This is a genomic window from Flavobacterium sp. Arc2 (assembly GCF_041431385.1).
GTDB lineage: Bacteria > Bacteroidota > Bacteroidia > Flavobacteriales > Flavobacteriaceae > Flavobacterium.
Genome location: NZ_JASMRH010000020.1, coordinates 37334 through 55906, shown reverse-complemented (window position 1 = coordinate 55906; position 18573 = coordinate 37334). Strand labels below are relative to the sequence as shown.

17 protein-coding genes are annotated in these 18573 nt (G+C 31.4%); 10 read left to right on the top strand and 7 right to left on the bottom strand.

Annotation, left to right across the window (positions count from 1 at the left end; translation table 11 throughout):
• Window positions 1-454 precede the first annotated feature (454 nt).
• Genes QO182_RS14160 through rnr form a run of 3 tightly spaced genes read right to left on the bottom strand, consistent with a single transcriptional unit; the run spans window position 455 to window position 4024 of the window.
• Window positions 455-1138 carry a LysE family translocator gene (locus QO182_RS14160; protein WP_371537974.1) on the bottom strand — a complete coding sequence of 228 codons (684 nt, stop codon included), beginning with the start codon at window positions 1136-1138 and terminating at the stop codon, window positions 455-457.
• A gap of 19 nt (window positions 1139-1157) precedes the next feature.
• Window positions 1158-1826, bottom strand: a complete 669-nt coding sequence (locus QO182_RS14155; protein WP_371562271.1) for a head GIN domain-containing protein — start codon at window positions 1824-1826, stop codon at window positions 1158-1160.
• Between the two features lie 5 nt (window positions 1827-1831).
• Window positions 1832-4024, bottom strand: a complete 2193-nt coding sequence (gene rnr / locus QO182_RS14150) for a ribonuclease R (protein WP_371562270.1) — start codon at window positions 4022-4024, stop codon at window positions 1832-1834.
• Between the two features lie 118 nt (window positions 4025-4142).
• Here rnr and QO182_RS14145 point away from each other — a divergent pair, with 118 nt between their 5' ends.
• Window positions 4143-4382: a hypothetical protein gene (locus QO182_RS14145; protein WP_074721113.1), complete on the top strand. Its 240-nt coding sequence runs from the start codon at window positions 4143-4145 to the stop codon at window positions 4380-4382.
• A gap of 695 nt (window positions 4383-5077) precedes the next feature.
• Window positions 5078-5509, top strand: a complete 432-nt coding sequence (rpiB, locus tag QO182_RS14140) for a ribose 5-phosphate isomerase B (RefSeq protein WP_371537966.1) — start codon at window positions 5078-5080, stop codon at window positions 5507-5509.
• Window positions 5510-5664: 155 nt separating this feature from the next.
• On the opposite strand, the gene QO182_RS14135 is transcribed toward rpiB, so the two are convergent.
• Window positions 5665-5949: a DUF1294 domain-containing protein gene (locus tag QO182_RS14135; protein ID WP_371537963.1), complete on the bottom strand. Its 285-nt coding sequence runs from the start codon at window positions 5947-5949 to the stop codon at window positions 5665-5667.
• A 54-nt stretch (window positions 5950-6003) separates the two neighbouring features.
• Between QO182_RS14135 and QO182_RS14130 the strand changes: the two genes are divergently transcribed.
• Entirely contained in the window at window positions 6004-8127 is a 2124-nt protein-coding gene (locus QO182_RS14130; protein ID WP_371562268.1) for a Tex family protein, read from the top strand.
• A gap of 129 nt (window positions 8128-8256) precedes the next feature.
• Here the strand turns inward: QO182_RS14130 and QO182_RS14125 are convergent, their stop codons facing one another.
• Together QO182_RS14125 and QO182_RS14120 are read right to left on the bottom strand one after the other, a co-directional pair.
• Entirely contained in the window at window positions 8257-8772 is a 516-nt protein-coding gene (locus QO182_RS14125; protein ID WP_371537956.1) for a hypothetical protein, read from the bottom strand.
• 408 nt (window positions 8773-9180) lie between these two features.
• Window positions 9181-9363: a twin-arginine translocase TatA/TatE family subunit gene (locus QO182_RS14120; protein ID WP_371537953.1), complete on the bottom strand. Its 183-nt coding sequence runs from the start codon at window positions 9361-9363 to the stop codon at window positions 9181-9183.
• Between the two features lie 213 nt (window positions 9364-9576).
• On the opposite strand from QO182_RS14120, the gene QO182_RS14115 reads away from it, so the two are divergent.
• From QO182_RS14115 to QO182_RS14085, 7 genes are all read left to right on the top strand, one after another.
• On the top strand, window positions 9577-10089 hold the full coding sequence (locus QO182_RS14115) for a peptidase (protein ID WP_371562266.1): 513 nt from the start codon (window positions 9577-9579) through the stop codon (window positions 10087-10089).
• A gap of 39 nt (window positions 10090-10128) precedes the next feature.
• Window positions 10129-11616, top strand: a complete 1488-nt coding sequence (locus QO182_RS14110) for a GH3 auxin-responsive promoter family protein (RefSeq protein ID WP_371562264.1) — start codon at window positions 10129-10131, stop codon at window positions 11614-11616.
• Between the two features lie 35 nt (window positions 11617-11651).
• Window positions 11652-13331, top strand: a complete 1680-nt coding sequence (locus QO182_RS14105; RefSeq protein WP_371562262.1) for a hypothetical protein — start codon at window positions 11652-11654, stop codon at window positions 13329-13331.
• Window positions 13332-13340: 9 nt separating this feature from the next.
• Window positions 13341-14330 carry a hypothetical protein gene (locus QO182_RS14100; RefSeq protein WP_371562261.1) on the top strand — a complete coding sequence of 330 codons (990 nt, stop codon included), beginning with the start codon at window positions 13341-13343 and terminating at the stop codon, window positions 14328-14330.
• Window positions 14331-14467: 137 nt separating this feature from the next.
• Window positions 14468-15718 carry an MATE family efflux transporter gene (locus tag QO182_RS14095; protein WP_371562259.1) on the top strand — a complete coding sequence of 417 codons (1251 nt, stop codon included), beginning with the start codon at window positions 14468-14470 and terminating at the stop codon, window positions 15716-15718.
• A 75-nt stretch (window positions 15719-15793) separates the two neighbouring features.
• Window positions 15794-16864 (top strand): hypothetical protein, encoded by a 1071-nt coding sequence (locus QO182_RS14090; protein WP_371562257.1) that lies wholly within the window; start codon window positions 15794-15796, stop codon window positions 16862-16864.
• A 139-nt stretch (window positions 16865-17003) separates the two neighbouring features.
• The gene (locus QO182_RS14085; RefSeq protein ID WP_371562255.1) at window positions 17004-18119 is read left to right on the top strand and encodes an O-antigen ligase family protein; all 1116 of its coding nucleotides are present in this window, start codon (window positions 17004-17006) and stop codon (window positions 18117-18119) included.
• A gap of 29 nt (window positions 18120-18148) precedes the next feature.
• Here the strand turns inward: QO182_RS14085 and QO182_RS14080 are convergent, their stop codons facing one another.
• The gene (locus tag QO182_RS14080; protein ID WP_371537936.1) at window positions 18149-18535 is read right to left on the bottom strand and encodes a hypothetical protein; all 387 of its coding nucleotides are present in this window, start codon (window positions 18533-18535) and stop codon (window positions 18149-18151) included.
• Window positions 18536-18573: the final 38 nt, after the last annotated feature.

Sequence of the window (18573 nt, the reverse complement as noted above, 5' to 3'; positions counted from 1 at the left end):
CTTCAAAGAAACTTGCAGGTTTTTTTTATGTTCAATTTTTAGAAAAAATGATATAAAGCAAAGGTTCGAATCCGAATCATAAAACTATAACCTTCAAAGAAATTTGAAGGTTTTTTTATGTTCCATTTTTGGAAAAATTATATAAAGTAAAAGTTATAATCCAAACGAGACTACTAACCTTCAAAGAAATTTGAAGGTTTTTTTTATGTTCAATATTTAGAAAAAATTATATAAAGCAAAGGTTTGAATCTGCACGATGCCTCTAAAACCTTCAAGGAAACTTGGATATTTTTTTTATCCTAAACTCACAAAAGCACTTCATATAGCCTAAATAGAACTACTCAATTAATAACAAAAATTTTAGATATTACCTTCAAATCAAGTTTATGTTTAAAAAATTGAACATAAAAAAAACCGCTCAACTAGAGCGGTTTTAATATATAAAGTAAAAAATTTAATTTTCTTTCTCTATTTTCTGAAATGCATTTTTTACCATTTCTTTTTCTTTTGGAAACCAACCTTGTGTTATCAAAACCAATCCAAAAACCATTAGAACAATACTTATTCCTTTTTTAATTTTTAAGATATTTGTTGGAGTCATTTTTGTTTTTAACTGTTTAGCTAAAAGTATTTTAACACAATCAACTAATAAATAAGTAATAATTACTGCACTAAAAAAAGTAAACATTCTCGAGGTTTGCATATCTAATTTTGGTCCTACCGAAATGATTATTGCTAACCAAAATCCCAGCACTCCAATATTAATAATGTTCAAGAAAAATCCCTTAATAAAAAGACTAAAATAGTCTCTTTTTATGATTTCATTATCAATTTGTTTAGTGTCTATCTTTTTTTCTTTTCTTAAACTCACAAAAGAAATTATACCATAGGCTAACATGAGCATCCCTCCAAAAATAAAGAGAGCCGGTTTGTCTTTTAAAGATTGAATTAACCTATAACTACCCAAGTATGCAATACCTATAAATACGATATCACCTAAAATAACACCTAAATCAAAAACTATTGCAGCCCTAAAACCTTTTATAATACTTGTTTCAAGTAAAATAAAAAATACCGGACCTATCATAAAACTTAAGAAAACTCCCCAAGGAATTCCGGATAAAATATCGTTTATCATTAAAATTTATAACTATAGATTATTTTTTCTCTACGATGGTTCCACCAAACAATGTTTCTTTATTGATTTGTTTTGGACTTCCATAAATGTAAATAGAGCCTCCTGCTCTAACTTTTGCGTCAACAAGGGTAGTAGCATATATTTCGGCAGTTCCTCCCGCAGAAACGCTTATAGTCGTTTGTGAGGTATATAAATCCTTTGAATTCAAAACACCACCTGACATCAACACAACGTCCTGATTTAACGCTTTACCAGACAATTCAATGATTCCACCTGTTACCGCTTTTACATTTACTTTTTGGACATCGATATCGATATTGATCTCTGCCCCTTCACGAGCATTTAAATCCATGATCGTAGCTTTAAATTTATCGTCACTTGCAACATAAGAACCTTCGCTGGCTGATATTGATTCTATATCTTTAAAATACAATTTAATCGTAATATCATCTCCAGATAATAATTTAGGAAATGGCATTCTTATTTTCAACTCACCGTTTCTATTAACAAATTCCACTTCACCTTCCCTATTTCCAGTAATTACTGCTCGATTTTCTGAAGATGAAATTAGTATAACTTTCAGTTTATCAAATACTTTGATATCGCTAAAATCACCTAAGTTTTTCGTTACCTGACCAAAACTCATTTGGGTAACAATAACAAATGTTATAATCAATAATTTTTTCATTTTTTTTATTTTATTGGTTCTTCAATTCTTCTTAAAAAATTAAAATCAAGTTGTTTTTTAACAAGATCCGCATTTTTAACTTTAACGTAAATTTCGTCACCTAATTGCAATAACTTGTGTGAACTTGCTCCCACGAGTGCATATTGTTTCTCATCAAAAGAATAATAATCATCTTTTATGTCTCGAATTCGAACCATCCCTTCACATTTATTTTCAATGATTTCTACAAAAATTCCCCATTCAGTAACACCAGAAATAACTCCCAAAAATTCTTGATCTTTATGATCCTGCATGTATTTAACCTGCATGTATTTGATAGAATCTCTCTCTGCACTAGTTGCTAATCCTTCCATAGTGGAAGAATGTAAACATTTAGCTTCATAGATTTCTTCATCCACGGACTTTCCACCATCTAAATAATGCTGTAGCAAACGGTGTACCATAACGTCAGGATAACGACGTATCGGTGATGTAAAATGAGAATAATAATCAAATGCTAATCCGTAATGACCTATGTTATCAGTAGAATATTTTGCTTTACTCATCGTCCTAATGGTTAAAGTATCTACTAAATTCTGTTCTTTCGTTCCTACAACCTCACTTAATAAACTATTCAATGATTTCGAAATATCATCTTTACTTCTTAAATCTATTTTATAACCAAATTTTGCGATCACCGTTTGTAATGCAATTAATTTATCTGCATTAGGCTCATCGTGAATTCTATAAATAAATGTTTTCTTTTGTTTACCAATAAACTCAGCTACTTTTTTATTAGCCAAAAGCATAAATTCTTCAATCAAATGATTTGCATCTTTTGATACTTTAAAGTAAACTCCTTCTGGTTCACCTTCTTCATTTAAGTTGAATTTTACTTCTACTTTATCAAAAGAAATTGCTCCATCATTCATTCTTTTTCTTCTAAAAATCTTAGCTAATTCATCCATTTTTAGAGTAGCAGCAACAATTTCATCAGAAACAACATAAGAACTTCCAGTTATCGAAATTTCTTCCGGTATTGTATTGTCTTTGGTTTCTATGATATATTGTGCTTCTTCATAAGCAAAACGCTGGTCAGAATAAATTACTGTTCTTCCAAACCATTGATCAACTACTTCACATTTATCTGTTATTTCAAAAACAGCCGAGAATGTATATTTTTCTTCATTTGGACGCAATGAACAAGCAAAATTAGATAAAACCTCTGGCAACATAGGTACTACCCTATCCACTAAATAAACAGAGGTAGCTCGTTGATAAGCTTCATCATCAAGAATAGTTCCTTCTTCAAGATAATAGGAAACATCAGCAATGTGAATTCCTATTTCGTAATTTCCATTTTCTAATTTTTTGAATGATAAGGCATCATCAAAATCTTTAGCATCTTTTGGATCAATCGTAAAAGTCAAAGTATCGCGCAAATCTCTACGATTAGCGATTTCACTTTCAGTTATCGATGTATCAATTTTTTGAGCAAAGGTTTCTACTTCAATTGGAAACTCAGATGGTAAACCGTATTCAGCTAAAATAGCGTGAATCTCAGTATCGTGTTCTCCTGGTTTTCCTAATACTTTAATAACCGCTCCAAAAGGACTGTCTGCTCTTGAAGGCCAGTCTTCGATATGAACTAATACCACATCTCCTTGCTCTGCCTCTCCAATTTTGTCTTTTGGAATAAAAATATCCGTATACATTTTTGGATTGGCTGTAGAAACAAAAGAAAAATTCTTCTGAATATCAATTACCCCTACAAAGTCAGTTTTATGTCTTTCTATTACCTCAATAACTTCACCCTCAGGTCTTTTACCTTTTCTTCGGTTATAAACATATACTTTTACAATATCTTTATCTAAGGCATGGTTTAAATTATTGGTTGGAATAAATACATCCTCCTCTAATTCAGCACAAACAAAATAGGCTGTTTTTCTACCGGTCATGTCGATCTTACCTTCGTAATACTCTTTGCTTTCTGCTTTTATTAAATATTTTCCAGGTTCTGATTCAATAATTTTATTTTGACTTGCAAGTATCTTTAAATCTTTTATTATTTGGTTTCTACTTTGTGTATCGTCAAGCTCTAGCTTTGCTCCTATTTGTTTATAATTGAATGCTTTATTAGCACTTTGCGATAATATTTTTATAATTTGTTCAGAGAAATCTTTCTCTTTCTTTACCGGCTTTCTTATTCTTTTACTCATAAATCTTTTCTTAAAAGTTGAAAATTACGAAATAGTTACGCAGTTATGAAGAAAAAGAGGCAGTTTTAAAGAAAATATAACTTTACAGAATAGTTGTATCTTTATGAAAACAATAAAAATGGAAGCATTTATAACCATCGCTATTTTTGATTACATCCATGAAATAGAAATTCTAAAGCATCGATTAGATCAGGAAGGTTTACAGTATTATTTTCAGAATGAATTAATGTCATCAATTGTTCCAATGTACTCAACTGCTCTTGGAGGAATCAAACTTAAAATTCATCCTAATGACTTTGCAAGCGTAAAAGCAATTTTACAAGAAATGAAGTACGATAACAATTTAAAAATAGTTTAATTTTTCTTTGAAGTTGTCAACATATATATAATACAACAAAAAAAAAAATTAATTTAAATTATTTATTAATGGGTATTATAGCTTGTTAATAGTGGCTATAAATATCTTAAAAAAAGTATTGAAACCAAGTTGTAGAACTTTATTCTGAGTTATTAACAATGCTATAGTTACTTAAATAGTTAGTTTTAAAGAGTTTTTAGATTTTAATTAACAACGGTTGATAAACTAAAATCATTTGAATTTGTAAATAAGTATTTTTAAAATTTTTGTTAATAAAGTACTTTTTAATAGTGATAACTATTCTAAAAATTAACCAAAGTAAATTAGGATTTCTAATGTGGGTTTTTGATTACTTATTTTTTTAATACTACAGAAAAATAGTTCTAATATTCTATCTCAAGTTATCAACAATCAATGTTAATTTAAAGTTAACTGAATATCAAGCAATTGCGTTTTGCTATTAACAATGGCTATTTTTAACAAAATTTATTCAAATTATTTGTTGATTATCAGGGTTTTATGTAATAATCGCAATTGTTGATAACTACTAAACTATCTAGTAATCTGTACATTACAATACAGTAAACAACCGAAGCTAAAATCCACTTTTCTTTTTTAACAAATAAAGAATTCCATACTTTAATAATACAAAATTGTTTTGGTAAATTTGCACGACACAACTTAATAGAAATAAAATGAAAATCGCAATTGGAAATGACCATGCTGGTCCAGAATATAAAAAAGCCATTGTTGACATGCTTAAAGCAAAAGGATACGAGGTAACAAATTATGGAACGGATTCAACTGATAGTGTAGATTATCCTGATTTTGGGCACGCTGTTGCAAAAGATGTAGCTGAAGGAAAAGTTGATTTTGGAATTGTTATTTGCGGAAGCGGTAATGGAATTGCCATGAGCGCTAACAAACATGCTAAAGTGCGTGCTGCTTTATGTTGGATGAAAGAGATAGCGGTTTTAGCGCGTCAACACAATGATGCTAATATTATTAGTATTCCAGCTCGATATACATCTATTCCACAAGCAGTAGAGATGGTAGATACTTTTTTGAATACTGCATTTGAAGGTGGAAGACACAAAACTAGAGTCGATAAAATTGCTTGTTGCTAATTTTTGAAATCCAGGTGCTTCACACCAAATAATTATATCTAGCCTATTTATTTTTAAATGAATAGGCTTTTTTTTAGAACAAAATTTACAACCTAAAATTCTTATCGTTTCCAGTAATTGATTTCCTATCGCTAGTTTTTATGAGATTACAAGGTCTAACTATTTTGATTTTTTCCGTTCAAATAAAACCACCCGCAAAGGATTATAGCTTGTATTATGACAATAGTCCAAAACTTTAATAAATAGCTTCTTTTAGCCGTTTTATGTCTAAAAAACAACATAGCAATTCCGCTTCCTATAGTACCTCCAAAAGCTACAAAGCTCAAAAGCATTTTTTCGGAGATTCTTCTTTTATGGACTTTCGCTAAATATTTATCGTACGCGATTACTATAAAAGCAATTACATTTAAAATAAGAAATAGGTAGAATAAAATAATCATTTAACTCAATTTAAGTTTCAAAGATATTATTTTAGCTGTTCGAAAAAAACTAAAATGACTAACATACAATTCATATCAAAAGTAGTTGCTACAGCAGCAATTAACATTCAAAAAACCGTGCAATTATTACAAGAAGATTGTACGATTCCGTTTATTTCTAGATATAGAAAAGATACTACAGGAAATCTTGACGAAGTTCAAATTGAAAACATAGCCAAACTTCAAAAAGAGTATGAAGTCATTGTGAAACGCAAAGAAGCCATTTTAAAAGCTATTACGGAACAAGGAGCTATGAACGAAGGGTTGTTTGCTAAAATCGACAAAAGTTTTGATTTACAAGAACTAGAAGATTTCTACTTGCCTTATAAAAAGAAGAAAAAAACCAAGGCTGATGTTGCTCGTGAAAACGGACTAGAACCTTTGGCTAAAATCATCATGGCTCAAAATAATGATGATGTCGATTTTATTTCGACAAAATATTTAAACGATAATGTTATCAACGAAGACGCAGCATTGCAAGGAGCACGTGATATTGTAGCCGAATGGATTAATGAGAATATTTATGTTAGAAAGCAATTGCGACGTTTGTACGAACGTAAAGCAACGATAACAACTAAGGTGGTAAAAACTAAAAAAGACGACGAAGTAGCCCAAAAATTCAACCAATATTTTGATTGGTCAGAGCCATTGACCAAAGCACCTTCACACCGCTTAATGGCCATGTTGCGCGCCGAAAACGAAGGGTTTATCAAGTTTAAAGTCGAAGTGGATGTCGATGAAGCCTATGATATTATTGATGCATTAGTTTTAAAAGGGCAAAATAAAACGACTTCTCATGTGCAACTTGCTATTGAAGACAGTTACAAACGATTGTTGAATCCAGCTATTTCAAATGAAGCTTTGCAAGAAGCAAAAGCCAAGGCTGATGCCAATTCGATTCAGGTATTTGCAAATAATTTAGGGCAATTGTTGCTGGCGCCACCATTAGGTGAAAAACGTATTTTGGCCATCGATCCGGGATTTAGAAGCGGTTGTAAAGTGGTTTGTTTAGATGAAAAAGGAGATTTATTGTACAACGAGAATATTTATCCGCATGCACCACAGAACGAAACGGCCATGGCAATGAAAAAAATAAAATCGATGGTGAATGCCTATAAAATCGACGCTATTTCCATAGGAAACGGAACTGCTTCCCGCGAAACTGAATTTTTCATCAAGAAAATAGCTTTTGATAAACCGGTACAAGTTTTCATCGTTTCTGAGGCAGGAGCTTCGGTATATTCGGCTTCAAAAATTGCCCGTGAAGAATTTCCAAATTACGATGTAACCGTACGTGGTTCGGTTTCTATTGGTAGACGACTTTCAGACCCGTTGGCAGAGTTGGTTAAAATTGACCCGAAAGCGATTGGAGTCGGTCAATACCAACATGATGTGGATCAAAGCAAATTAAAAGAAGAATTAGACAATACGGTAATTCGTTGCGTGAATTCGGTGGGAATAAATATTAACACCGCCAGTAAACATTTGTTGAGTTATGTAAGTGGAATAGGAGAGAAGCTGGCGGAAAATATTGTGAACTACCGCTCAGAAAATGGGCCTTTTGAAAATAGAAAACAATTGAAAAAAGTGCCTCGTTTGGGAGAAAAAGCATATCAACAAGGGGTTGCTTTTATCCGAATTTCGAATGCTAAAAATCCGTTGGATAATTCAGCTGTTCATCCAGAGGCCTATGGGATTGTGGAGAAAATGGCCAAAGATTTGAAATTGACAGTAAATGATTTAATTGCCAATAAAGAAAAAACAGCCTTAATAAAACCGGAGAATTATATCACTCCAGAAATTGGATTGTTAACCTTGAAAGATATTATCAAAGAGCTTGAAAAACCAGGATTAGACCCAAGAAAATCAGCCAAAGTATTTGAATTTGACCCAAATGTAAAAACGATAAAAGATGTAAAATCCGGAATGATATTACCAGGAATTGTCAATAATATTACCAATTTTGGTTGTTTTGTTGATATTGGAGTCAAAGAAAGCGGCTTAGTTCACATCTCGCAGCTCAAAGCAGGCTTTGTAAGTGATGTAAACGAAGTGGTGAAGTTACACCAACATGTAGAGGTAAAAGTTACGGAGGTAGATGAAGATAGAAAGAGAATTCAGTTGACGATGATACTTTAAGCAGTACACTAATTTTACAGTATCATTTGCCGAAAGGCATTAAACAATAAAGACCAAACTTCTCATAAAAAAACCATCTTTTTTTAAAGATGGTTTTTTTATTTGAGTATGAGGAGATATTATTTCAGCTTACAAAAAGAGCATTAATAGTGTTAGTACGATTCCTGCTGCAGTAAAGTACATTCCTTTTTTAAATATAGTTGTTTTAGGTAAAAACATCCAAAATGTAGAAATAACAAAGAAAAGCAAGGATAAACCAAAAAACACATTCAAAAAGAATAGTGGTTCGCCTGTTTTTGCTTTATGCAAATGATTCATTTTTTCGATTATTAGAGGTTGACTAGTAGTTGTATAGTCGGTTACTCCGGTTTTTTTATTATATGTTCCCTCTTTAAAGAAAATGACATCACCTTCTTCACGCTCTGATTTAAATTTTCTAAGATGTAATGCTTTCCCTATATCTTCTCCACTTAAATTGGTTGCTATAGTTTTAACAATATTCTTTTCTTGTTTTAAAAACGAAGTTTCTCTAAAAATTAATAAGATACCACTTATCGAATATACAGCCATAATCCCCGCAAGGAAAAATCCTAAATAACGGTGAATGATACGCATGTTATTACTCAGTTTGTTTTTTTTCGCCATTTTTATTTCAATTGTTTGTAATGATTTTTTAATTTTTTTTGGCGATAAAAGTAGACAATCTAGATTATGTCTTTATATAACTAAGAAAACTTTAAGAAATACTATTGCGTTACCTACTGTATATTTTAGGTATTTGTAATAATTGAGTATCGTATTCCTGAAAAGATAGTCTGTATTATTTAATAGAAAGGGGTAAATGAAAAGCAACTAATTTAGGGATACTGATAGTTTTCTCTCAAAAAAAATAGCTACAATTTAGCCAACGCAAATTGGTGGTAGTGTAACCAACAATGACTCCTAGTTTAAATTTTTAAAAACAGGAAGAAAACTACATTATTTTTAAACATAAAAAATCCCAAATTCTAATAATACATTAGAGTTTGGGATTCAAATAAGAAAAGATATTTCTTATTTAGTTTCTTCTTTGCTGTCTTCTTTTTTATCAGTTGAATGCTCTTCTTTAGCGGCATTTTTAAATTCTTTAATTCCGCTTCCTAATCCTTTCATTAATTCTGGAATTTTTTTACCTCCAAAAAGTAATAAAACAACTGCTAATATAACTAGGATTTCTGTAACACCAAATCTTCCCATGATTGAATATTTTATTGCCGAAGCAAATTTTTAATAAATGTAGCTACAAAGGTAAATAGAATAACTTAATAAGAATCCAATTTAACTATTATTTAATTAAGTTAAGGTTAAAAATGTATTAAAATTAATTCATTGGTATGATTTAAGTCGAAGTAAGTGACCAAAGTACTTTCGTTGACATTAATTATTATATTTGTAACATAAAGAAAAAGTATGTCAGGAAAAAGATTGAAAAGAAAAAAACTTCACCGTAAATTATTCACTAAAAACCGCTTGGTCATTTTGAATGAGGATACTTTTGAAGAGATATTTTCTTTAAAATTAAACTTAATGAATGTTTTTGTTGTGGCCACTATTGGTGCCATTTTTTTGATTTCAGTCACTACTTTTATAATAGCTTTTACCCCCTTAAGAGAGTTTATTCCGGGGTATTCTTCTTCAAAATTAAAGAGAGACGCGACTGAATTAGCCTTAAAATCAGATTCATTAACCACCGCACTGAAGGAAAATGAAGCCTATATTCAATCCATTCAAAAAGTACTTAACGGAGAATTAGATTATGCAAAATTCAATAAGGATTCCATTCTTGCGTCTAGCGCAGAAGTAGTGCCACAACTAAAATTATCGGCATCAGAAGAAGAATTGGAACTCAGAAAAGAAGTAGAAAAAGAAGAGAAGAAACGCCAACCAGCGACTCCGAAGGGTGGTAGTAAAAACTCAAAATAATATAGACTTCCTGCCTTCGAGGCAAAACCAAAAAAAACTATGTCAGTAAAATCAGCCGCAGCAAAACTATTTGCCAAAAATATATACAAGAAAACCCAAGCTTGGGCCAGCAATCCCGTTGGGAGCCAACAAGCTGTTTTCAAATCATTAATTAAAGAAGCAAAAAAGACAGAATTTGGAATCGATCATCATTTTGACCAAATAAAGACCTTTGAAGATTTTGCTAAACAAGTTCCAATTCGAGATTACGAGGATTTAAAACCCTATGTGGAAAAAGTAGTAAAAGGTGAAGAAAATATTCTTTGGAAAGGAAAACCGCTTTATTTTGCCAAAACATCAGGAACTACTTCTGGAGCAAAATACATTCCGCTTACAAAGGAATCCATGCCTTATCATATTGAAGCGGCTAGAAATGCCATTTTACATTATATACATGAAACGGGAAAAGCTGATTTTGTCGACGGGAAAATGATTTTCCTACAAGGAAGCCCGGTTTTGGAAGAAAAACACGGAATACAATTTGGACGATTATCAGGAATTGTAGCCCATTTCATTCCAAAATATTTACAAAAAAACAGAATGCCTTCTTGGGAAACCAATTGCATTGAAGATTGGGAAACTAAGATTGACGCTATTGTTGATGAAACCATCAACGAAAATATGACTGTAATTTCAGGAATTCCATCTTGGGTGCAAATGTATTTTGAAAGATTGCATCAAAAAGGAGGAAAGAATATAGGAGAAATTTTTAAGAACTTTAATTTGTTCATTTACGGGGGAGTCAACTATGAACCTTACAGAGCCAAGTTCGAAAATTTAATAGGTAGAAAAGTAGACTCTATTGAATTGTTTCCGGCATCGGAAGGCTTTTTTGCCTACCAGGATTCTCAGAAAGAAAAGGGAATGCTGCTGTTGCTGAATGCGGGAATTTTTTACGAATTTGTAAAGAGCGACGAATTTTATTCTGATAAACCAAGACGCTATACCATTGGAGAAGTCGAATTGGGGGTCAATTATGTTTTGATCATCTCAACTAACGCTGGACTTTGGGGGTATAATATTGGGGATACAGTACAGTTTACGTCATTAAAACCGTATCGAATTATCGTTTCGGGAAGAATTAAACATTATATCTCTGCCTTTGGAGAACATGTTATTGCTAAGGAGGTAGAAAGTGCTTTACAGGAAGCAGTGGAAGGAACATCTGCCCGAGTGAATGAGTTTACAGTTGCTCCACAAATAACACCTGTCAGCGGATTGCCTTATCACGAATGGTTTATTGAATTTGAAAACGAACCAGATGACCTCGTTGCTTTTGCGGAAGCGATTGATAATGCCATGCGAAAACAAAATATGTACTATGACGATTTAATTATCGGAAACATCTTGCAAAAAGTAGTTATAACAAAAGTGACTAAAAATGGATTTCAAGACTATATGAAATCTATTGGGAAACTGGGGGGACAAAATAAGATCCCGAGACTTTCTGATAACAGAAACATTGCGGACTTACTAAGCAAGGCATAAAAGGATTACATTTGGATACCAATACTAATAAAAAAATGAAAGAAACTAAAAATATATCACGTTCAAGAGCACAAGAATCATCTGCTGCCATAGAGAAAATGTACATTACAATGCGTCATTTGTTTAACAGGGGATTCTATAAACCAATGGGAATTTCTGGAGACACTTTACGTGAAGCTTTATTAGCATTGCGTCCTGAAATATATGGAAATATTGCAGAAGAGAAAGTGGAATTAAACGGCCTTTTGTATGTTATTGAACGACTTCCTTTGGGAATTGAGGAATGTCGATTTATAAACCTTACCTCTGCAGAAGGATATTCTAAATCGCATTTCCAAGCAATTATTCCCCCTAAAAGAAAAAGAAATTGTTATCGAATTGATGAGGAGCAAATGAATGTGGAAATCACTCGTGGTCGTTCAGATATTTATGATATTTTAACCCATTTGACTTTTATTTTTATCGAATCCCATAAGATCAGAAATCGAGTTTTATTGGACGATGCCGGCGAAGTTTCACGCGATTGGATGAAATTGCAATATGCGGTTTCGCAAAATAAGAAATTATCTCTTGTAGAAAAAGAGAAAGCAATCTCACATACAGCTAATATTCTTGGGAGAACCTTTGAAGAAGTATTGGACATATATGATGCCTTTGGTTCAATAACTGCACCAGATCGTTTTTTACATGTTATTTACTGGTTAGGGAAGCTAGCGATTGAAGAAATTATCGACAACAAAAAAAGAACTATCACTTTTAGCCCTATTTTAAGAGAGCGACTAGGACATCATATTCATGGTGAAATTTGGGCTACTAATATCAAGGAAGTATTAAAAGAGCAGGGACTTTTAGACCGTCCTATTCATGTTATAAGCGCGAATATGCACTCTGTGATGAATTCTATTTTTGCCACAACCGTTTTAAAAACGCAGTTTAAAGATAAATCTGATTTCTTTATTTATGAAGAATTAAGCAAATCTGGTGCGAATGAAGTTAGAAACAAAGTAGAGGAAGTAGCCTTAAAATATGGTATGATTTCGATTCCGGATACATCTGGAACTAATATTGATGTGCAAATTTTTGATACTGCCAAAATTAATTGGGCGCACTCTTCATTTCCTACAGCGAAACTAGGAGATAAAAAACCAGTTTTAATTGTAATGGATTATGCTTTTGGGGAACAAGCTTACGAAACGGTTGATGAGTTGTTGAAACCGTTTAAAAAAGACACTTTGCTTAATGTGGAATCCGTTTCCATAATGGGAAAAGCGGGTATTCTTGAAGGTGGAAAAGGAGATATTATGATTCCAAATGCCCATATCAATGAAGGGACAGCTGATAACTATTTTTTCGAAAATGAATTAACCGCTGAAATGTTTGAAGGAAATGATATTGCTGTTTTTGCAGGGCCGATGGTTACTGTACTAGGAACTTCGCTTCAAAATAGAGATTTATTAAAATTTTTCCATGAATCTACTTGGGGAGTAATAGGTCTGGAAATGGAAGGTTCTTATTATCAAAAAGCCATTCAATCTGCTTCAAAAATCAGAAAAAGTGTACCACAAGATGTAAAAGTAAGATATGCTTATTATGCTTCAGATAATCCATTAGAAACAGGAAGTACATTAGCTTCAGGTGGACTTGGAACAACAGGAGTAAAACCTACTTATTTGATTACCATTAAAATATTGGAACAAATTTTCAACGTAAAATAGAATTATAATATGAGTGTAAACTTACCCCAACATAATACTAACGATCAAGAAATTGATTTAACACAAATATCTAAAAAGATAAAAAGCTTTTTTCAAGGAATTAATACATTGATTTTCAATTGTATTCGGTTTTTTGTGAAAAATGCTGTTGTGATTGCCATTTTGTTGATCGTTGGATTTAGTTTGGGAATGTTTTTAGATAAAACACAGAAAATCTATGATCATCGAATTATAGCAACACCAAATTTTGGAAGCACCGATTATTTATATTCTAAGATTGATTTGATTCAATCTAAAATCCGCGAGGGAGACAGTGTTTTTCTTAAAGAGGTTGTTGGGATAAGGAAGCCTAAAGAAATAGTGAAAATTGAGGTGAATCCAATAAATGATGTTTATAAGTTCATTGAAAATAAATCAGAAAATTTTGAATTAATCAAGTTGATGGCGGAGGCTGGTGACATTAATAAAATCCTTGAAGATAATTTGACAAGTAAGAATTATACCTTACATACCATTACCTTTAAAACCAATAAAAGAACAAATGATTCAGAAACTGTGCAGCCTATCTTAAATTTTTTGAACCAAACGGATTACTATGAAAAGGTACAAAAAGAGACGGTGCGTAATATTCAAGTAAAAATGAATCAAAATGACACTATTATTGCACAAATTGATGGTGTTTTGAATGGTTTTTCTAATAGGGTAAATGGCAATCAAAAAAGTGATAAACTGGTTTATTATAATGAAAATACCCAGCTAAATGATGTTATTAAAACCAAAGAAATGTTGATTAACGAACAGGGAGTTCATAGAGTACAATTAGTTGGATTAAACAAAATTATAAAGGACAATAGTACCACATTAAATATTGAAAACAGCAAGTCAATCAATGGTAAATTAAAACTGGTTTTGCCAATTTTGTTTTTGCTTTCATTTATTTTTATACACTTATTTTTAAAGTATTATAAAAGTCAAATGAAAAAGGCACAATTGATATAATTTCTTTTAAAATAAGGCAGAATCAAATAGGCATTTAATTAATTCAACAAATACAATTTCCTGAAATTTTGAAAAAAATCAATATGGGTTTCAATAAAATAAAAAAAAATCCAATTGTTTTACAGAGCTTTACAACTATGTTTTTAAGAATCATAGGGGTACTCACTCTTTTTGGTTTTTCATTGTTTTTAACCCATAATTACGACCCAAAAATCATTGGTCAATTTGACTTTATAAGAATGGTTTTATTGGTTTTAAGCAGTATTTGCGTTCTGGGCACAGATCAATCCATATTGTATTTTACTGGCATATTAAAAAGCAGTAATGAAACAGAAAAATTAGAAGCGATTTATAAAAAAATTGTCAAATTGATTTTTGCAATTTCTATGCTGGTACTGACTGTATTTTTCATCATTGGTCAAAATAGAATTAATGTTTTTTTTAACCAAAAAGGTACTTATTTACTCATGGCTAAGGCCATTATCGCCTTGTTTTTCTATTCCATAACTTTATTTAACACAGAAACAATTAGAGCATTAGACAAAATTTATATTGCTGAATTGTTTAGAAATACCTTTAAGTATGTTTCCGTTATTATTGGGGCTGTCGTCTTGTTTTATATACATGAGGAAAGCTATTTGGTAGATACTTTTTTGATCGGGTTTGTTGCGCTATCGATTATAACGACGATTATTGTTTTTAGACTGTTCGAAAAGCAAAAAAAGGAATCAGTTTTAGCAAATGGAATTGATCGTTTTACCTACTCTTTTATCGCCCACAAATCATATCCTATGGCTATTAGTAATTTAGCTATTTTCTTGATGATGACCTTTGACGTGGTGTTTTTGAAAAAGTTTAAAGGAGATGAAACAGTCGCTTATTATTCAATTGTGATGAAGTTGGTTTCTGTTTTGTTCATGATTAATAACTCCGTGTATATTTCTGTTTCTTTAAAAATTGCACAACTTTATACTGAAAAGAATCAGGCAGAATTAGTAAAAACATTGAAAGAAAGCGCTAGAATAATTGTTATGTTGACATTGGCCGTGGTTATAACCGTTTGTTTGTTTTCTGAAGATATTTTATATTTCTTTGGAGAAAACTATATAGAAGGTAAACAGGCGCTTTTGATATTAATGCTAGGACAATTGTTAGCTTCTTTTTTTGGAGTTTCTGCGATTTATTTGAATATGACGGGACGACAAAGTATTTTCCAAGTCGTCTTGATTTTTGCAGTAGTACTCAATTTACTTCTAAATATTATATTAATCCCAATGTATTCAATGACAGGAGCAGCAATTGCTTTTGTTGCGAGTTTACTTTTTTGGAATATAATTACATCAATAATTATATATAAAAAAGATAAAGTAGTGGTTCTATTTCATTAAAAATCGATTGTAAACAGCATCGATTTTTAACTGAATTATTCATAAACAAATTAAGGTTTCCTATAAAAAGCAAAAATGCGAACACTAGTTAAAAAAAATAAGGCAGTATTTATAGGGTTGTTTTTTTGCAATTTACTAGTTGCCTTTTTGACGCCTTATATTTTACCAGAAAGGTATTTTAATGATACTGTAATAATTGTGTTTGACAAAGGGCACGAAATAGGCTGGTTGGGTAGTTATCCGTTTGCGATTATGTTTTATAAACTTACAGGTTTACGGCATCTTTCTTTTTTTCTTATTGCCTTGATTCAATTTCCCATAGTAACTTACATACTATATAAAATTGGGGTTCCGTACAACTTTCATAAGCTAAACGTAAAAAACATTTTGGTCTATATTGGGTTCTTGCTTTTGGGAATATATATGTCGATGCCCACTAAGGAATTCATTACATTTTTAATGTTTTGTACTATTCCTTTTATATTTCAATCCAATAAAAAGCCAGTATTTAAAATTGCGTTTTCACTTATTTTAATCGCTTGTTTTTCTTTTTTCAGGCCTTATTATCTATTGATGCCAATATTTGCAATAGGGATGTATGTACTGTCGTTTATCAAATTTGAAAACAAAACAATATCGATTATTTTTTATGGAATATTGATCGCGATTTTTTTATCACTGAGTCATGGAGTTATAAAAGGGGAGTATATTTCGAAGCAAACAAGGGAAAATTATGTAGTTGAGAATATAAATAAAAAGAATATAAATACGGCTGTAGTATCGCCACTATCGCAAGACACATGGTACGGAGAGGCATTTGGTATTGTTTATGGTTTTATGGCTGTAAATGTACCCGTAATTGAAGCAATCAAACATATTTTATCACCACAAGTATTGGTTTTTGTATTGTGGCAGTTATTGCTATTTTATATTTTGTTTGTCCGGTTTTCCAGATGTTTAAAAAACAGGAAACAATATCAATTTGAGTTATGGACCTTATTGATTTTATTTGCTTTTTTTATCGTTCAAGGTATATTTGAACCAGATTTAGGCACTTCTATCCGACATAAAATAGGGCTTTTTCCTTTAATATATTTTGCATTGTATTATGAAGATTTCAGAAAAGACATTCGACAAATTATTTAATTTATTTCTGTTTCTAATTGCTATTACATTAATTTTCAGAAAACTATGTACCGTTTTTTTGATAGCTTTTGTAGTTTTCAATTTGCTGTTTTTAAAAAAAATAAAAATTTCAAAAAAGCAACTGCCAATTATCTTGTTAGTGGCAGCTCCATTCTTAATGGAAATGTTGTTTTTTTGGAATAATGATTTTTACGCTCTCGGTTTAAAATCATTAGAGAAAAGTGTTTCGCTACTCTTTTTCCCAATATTTATAATTGGGAATTATCAGCGTATTCAATTTATAAAAATTTTGAAAGCCTATTGCATCACTACAACGCTTATTATGGCCTTCTTTTTTGTGCGTTTTATAGTGTTGGATCCGGAGCATTTCTTTAAATACCTTAATGGGAATGACCTTTGGGAAATGGGCTATGTTTTTGCTGATAGTATTGGTATTCATGCACCAGCGCTCAATATGCATTTGGCTTTTGTTGCTTTTTCTAATTTTTATTTCTTGTTTGAAGCTTCCAAAATCAATTATAGTAAATGGACCAAAATAAGCAATTTATTGATTTTCATTCTTTCCTTCTTTTTTGTTTTGTATGTGAACACCAGAATGGCTTTATTAGCCACTTTAATTGGTTTTCTGATAGTTGTTTATTTCCAAATTTCAAAAAGTTACAGCTCTAAAGTAATCTTTAAAAGAGCCATAATTTCTCTAGTTTTGGTTACTTCGGTTTTATTTTTATTCATACAGAAGAATCCCTATATGAAAGAGAAGTATTCGACTCAAATTTTTTCGAATATGGATAAAGTAGGGAAACTAGACGAGATTGATCATCCTGAAATAGCGGTTTATAGCTCTTTTGTTACTAGGGTATCCATCTGGAAATCTGCTTGGGAACTATCACTCAAGAATCTTCCTTTTGGAGTAGGAGCCTCAGATGGAAAGCCAGAATTAGTAAAGTATTTTAAAGAAACAAATCAAGTATTTCTGGCAGAATATGAGTTTCCCACGCACAATCAATTTTTAGATTTTTTATTGAAATTTGGAATATTGGGTCCCATTGTTGCCTTGTTCTATATTGGATTTATTGCTTATTTGGGAATTAAGACTAAAAACGCAGTGATAATTTCGTTCTTTTTTTTGTTTTTCATGTCAAACCTGACAGATGATTTTCTGCTTCGTTTTGATGGAATTGTTTTCAGCGGATTATGGATTTCTATATTTGCTAGTTATTGGCTTCAACAAAAATCGGAGGCAATTGTAACTTAATATTTTTAGAATGAAACAAAAAAAACCGCTTATTTAGCGGTTTCAATTACATCTTTTTTAAATTCTAAATGTGGATATATTTCTCCAACTTCTGAAAATTGTTGTAGTGTTTCCATAGGCACATTTTTCACGACATAATCTTTCCCAGGAGGTAGTGTTTTTATATAATCATCTGTTGCCGCTATTGAATTAGTTCTCCAACGAGCGCCTTCTTTTATTAAATACCATTGACCATTAGTTCCTAAAACAATTTTGCCTTCGTAACGGTCAAAGTCAGTAACTTCAACTTTTACTTCATTAGATGTTGCAGGTGCAATCTCTTGCATAGCATCTTGCTGAGGCGTTTCCTCGTTCTTGTTTCCGCAAGACAATGAAAATAAAGCAACAAGAGTTGCAATTAAAAACCTTTTTTTCATTTGAATTTATTTGATATAGTAAAATTAAAATTTTGGTA